Below are 815 nucleotides of genomic sequence, written 5' to 3'. Positions count from 1 at the left end.
TTCTTAACATAATCCGCGTGGCCTGGGCAGTCAACGTGGGCATAGTGTCGGTTTGTGGACTCGTATTCTACGTGTGCCGTAGAAATTGTAATACCACGCTCTCTTTCTTCCGGTGCAGCATCGATCTGGTCGTATGCTTTTGCCGTGCCGCCATGCAGGCCTGCCATAATCGTTGTAATCGCTGCCGTCAGCGTTGTCTTGCCATGGTCTACGTGACCAATCGTTCCAACGTTTACGTGTGGCTTCTTACGCTCAAACTTTTCCTTCGCCATCGGAAAATCTCCCCTAATAAATGATCATAATTTTGGTGCCCACAACTGGACTCGAACCAGCGACCTCTTCCTTACCAAGGAAGTGCTCTACCGCCTGAGCTATGTGGGCCTTAAGCATCAGACACAATACATCCATGAGAAAATTAAATACTTGGAGCGGGTGATGGGAATCGAACCCACGCTATCAGCTTGGAAGGCTGAAGTTCTACCATTGAACTACACCCGCGTGCCTTTCTCTTTCTCAACTGGTGGAGGGGGAAGGATTCGAACCTTCGAAGGCTGAGCCGTCAGATTTACAGTCTGATCCCTTTGACCGCTCGGGAACCCCTCCAAAAAAAAACGCCATTTTCTTTCAGGAAATGACTAAAGTCAAGTGCTTTAGCGCATGGGATTAGACTAAGTGGTGCTGGCACCAGGAATCGAACCCGGGACCTACTGATTACAAGTCAGTTGCTCTACCAACTGAGCTACGCCAGCATTACTCTTTTCTAATGTAGACTATCCTTGCCTACTGTGTGCCACATACAATGGTCTTCTTTTCAA

Annotated in this window: 1 protein-coding gene and 4 tRNA genes; all 5 read right to left on the bottom strand. The window is 48.5% G+C overall.

All coding sequences use genetic code 11. From position 1 onward, the window contains the following. Positions 1-272 (bottom strand): GTP-binding protein (locus Lrub_RS15100; protein WP_420324350.1); only part of this gene is annotated, 272 nt, incomplete at its 3' end. A gap of 33 nt (positions 273-305) precedes the next feature. Further along, a tRNA-Thr gene (locus Lrub_RS07770) sits at positions 306-381 on the bottom strand. 43 nt (positions 382-424) lie between these two features. Then, positions 425-498: transfer RNA gene (locus Lrub_RS07765), tRNA-Gly, on the bottom strand. A gap of 20 nt (positions 499-518) precedes the next feature. Beyond that, positions 519-603, bottom strand: a tRNA-Tyr gene (locus Lrub_RS07760). 70 nt (positions 604-673) lie between these two features. Then, positions 674-749 (bottom strand) — tRNA-Thr (locus tag Lrub_RS07755). Positions 750-815 lie beyond the last annotated feature (66 nt).

Source organism: Legionella rubrilucens (genome assembly GCF_001468125.1).
GTDB classification, from domain to species: Bacteria; Pseudomonadota; Gammaproteobacteria; order Legionellales; family Legionellaceae; genus Legionella_C; species Legionella_C rubrilucens.
Note: the sequence above shows the minus strand (reverse complement) of the source record. Positions and strands in the feature narration are given on the sequence as shown.